General features: G+C 31.9%; 3 protein-coding genes. 1 reads left to right on the top strand and 2 read right to left on the bottom strand.

Features of this window, described 5'->3' with window-relative positions; translation table 11 throughout:
• Positions 1–278: 278 nt before the first annotated feature.
• Positions 279–839 (bottom strand): hypothetical protein, encoded by a 561-nt coding sequence (locus tag V7024_RS23650; protein WP_438824511.1) that lies wholly within the window; start codon positions 837–839, stop codon positions 279–281.
• 672 nt (positions 840–1,511) lie between these two features.
• Between V7024_RS23650 and V7024_RS23645 the strand changes: the two genes are divergently transcribed.
• Complete coding sequence (locus V7024_RS23645; protein ID WP_335524487.1) at positions 1,512–1,724, top strand: hypothetical protein; 213 nt, start codon at positions 1,512–1,514, stop codon at positions 1,722–1,724.
• Between the two features lie 126 nt (positions 1,725–1,850).
• Here V7024_RS23645 and V7024_RS23640 read toward each other — a convergent pair whose 3' ends face one another.
• The gene (locus tag V7024_RS23640; protein WP_335524486.1) at positions 1,851–2,057 is read right to left on the bottom strand and encodes a Hin recombinase; all 207 of its coding nucleotides are present in this window, start codon (positions 2,055–2,057) and stop codon (positions 1,851–1,853) included.
• Between the last annotated feature and the right edge of the window lie 344 nt (positions 2,058–2,401).

Here is a 2,401-nt window from a genome sequence, read left to right as displayed (position 1 = left end):
TATAATAGTAGAGTTTAATAATTTACGGTAAGGGGGTTACATCACATCGCTATCAAGCTAACATTTTGAAGTGCCCCCAAAACCAAAATTTCATTTTTTCATAGGCATATAAGTATCCATGGGAATTTAGTTCATTTTTTCTTTTTGAGGAACAATTAATTTCTTAAGTTGATGGGTATGCTAAATCAGCATCTCAAAAACAAGGAGACGTGCAGAATTAAAAAGAACAGACTTTTCTTTTTTGAAAAGTCTGTTCAAAAATAAGTAAATTTAAGTAATTACCATCCAAGCCAAACAGTGCCTTGGTGCCATGAACCATCTGTATTTACTAAGGTTACAACATAGTTTCCTGCTTTCATAGGACCAAAGTAGTTATAAACATAATCGCCACCACTCATTGGCCCTCCTGTTACAGTATGGGTTACGGTGTTTCCTGATGATAAACTTTTTACTACAACTTTAAAATTAAAATTTTTATTGTTTTGAATAGCTACTCCAATAGTTCCGTTGTCTGCTACAGATACAGTTTTTTGCACTTGAATTGATGTAGAAAAATTATAATTACCAGAATATCCCCAATTAAATGCTGCAGCTGCTTTTTCTCCAATAAGATTATTTTTATCAGAAAAATTTGGTACAAATGGTCTTTCGACTTCATTTGTATTTTCAACTATACTTTCAATTCTATCTGAAATATATTGTTGTTTTTCTGAATAAGCTGTTTCAGTTGCTTTATTCGGAGAACTCACAGGTTTTACTGTATCAGCTGATGCTGCACCAATCCCCCCAGTTAATGCAATACCTGTCGCTAATGCCCCGACTACTAATTTCTTGAACATAAAAAATCCCCCTTTAATAGTTTTGTAACTCACACCCCAAATGTATCATCTTTTGAAAAAAAGTAAATATTTAGAATTTATAGAAATATTTTTTTGATTATTAGGAATATTCAGTCTTAAATTCATTAAAGTTTATTAAAAAAATATCCATCCATTCATAAATTACTGTAAAATAATAAAATTTTCGTTTTGGGGACACTTTAAATTACTAGCTTGATGGGTATGGGGTTACATCATCTTAAAATTAAAGTATTTAGTGTTCTCAAAACGAAGAGAACGAGCTGCATTCCTATAAATAACTGTAGAGAAGGAGAAGTATTGTTTGGCAGCAGCCTCTGTATTTGTTAATTAAGGAGACAAAATTTGTTTTACTTGTAAGGGAAGAGAGAGCAATCGCAACGGAGGGTGTAAAGTAGTTTCCTATATGTATCCACAACAAGAAATAAAGACTTTTGTAGAGAGCTTGTTTATTTTATTCCAACCTTACAGAAATGTCATCTTTATGTAAGGTTAATAGATAGTTTATTTAGCGTTTAAATGTAATAATAAAATAATAAGAAGTGATGATGAATTTTTAGAAATGATAAGAAAGTGTTGTTCGTAGTTGTAACAATAACTAAAAAATGATTGAGAAAAAATTCAATATATACATAATAAATGGAGGTAAATATAATGGCCTTAAAATTATTCGGTATCGTTTTTGGAATAGTATTAATCTTATGGGGCGTATATAGAATGAAAAAAGATGATGCATTCGTAGGAAAAACCCAAACAAGAAAAAATCTTTTCAATTTGTTGATTCTTGGAGGGGCTTCTGGATTAGGACAATTCTTAGGTGGAATTCTGCTTGTCATTTTAGTAATCGTATCCTTTATAATTAAATAATTTTCAAATAAGAGGAGCTAATGTATAATTTAGCTCTTTTTGTTGTGATAAAGTCTTTAGGCAAGACCGCAAATTTTTCTAGAAATGGATATAGTCTATAGAAGTATAGATGGCACTTGTGATGAATCATTTTCCTAATAATAATTTCGTTTTTCCTTGATTAAGTAATTCGAGTATCAAATCAGTTTTAGACTTATTGATCTTAGGAGTTCTCCACAGTTTCCCGCCATTTTCTACATACTTCATACGACCAGCCTGCATTCGTTTCAGTATATAGTTCCGTTCAATATCAGCAAATAAAGATAAGAGTGCAACCATGACTTTAGTAGTCAAGTTGCCTATATGTTAATTTTTGCAATGCTTGCCTTGGGGCTATTGTACGCTTAGCGTACAGAGGACAGGTAAAAATGTGCCCAATTGTGTCTAAACGTAAAATTTTCTTTTTTTAATAAGGTGACTCCATATAGTAACTATTTTTTTAAAATGAATGCTATATATATCCATTTTAATTTTCCGACATATAAGTCGCTGCTATGCAGAATACAACATGACCGCTACTTGCTTTCTCCTTTTGTTTTACCCTTGCACGTGGCAGAAAAAGGCCCTGACCGCTGCTATGCATGGCCAGATGCTCTCGCCAGTCTAAAAAGAAAGAGGGTTTTTATGTCGATTTTTTA

This window comes from Bacillus sp. JJ864, from assembly GCF_036963045.1.
Classification (GTDB): domain Bacteria; phylum Bacillota; class Bacilli; order Bacillales; family Bacillaceae_G; genus Bacillus_A; species Bacillus_A pseudomycoides_C.
Note: the sequence above shows the minus strand (reverse complement) of the source record. Positions and strands in the feature narration are given on the sequence as shown.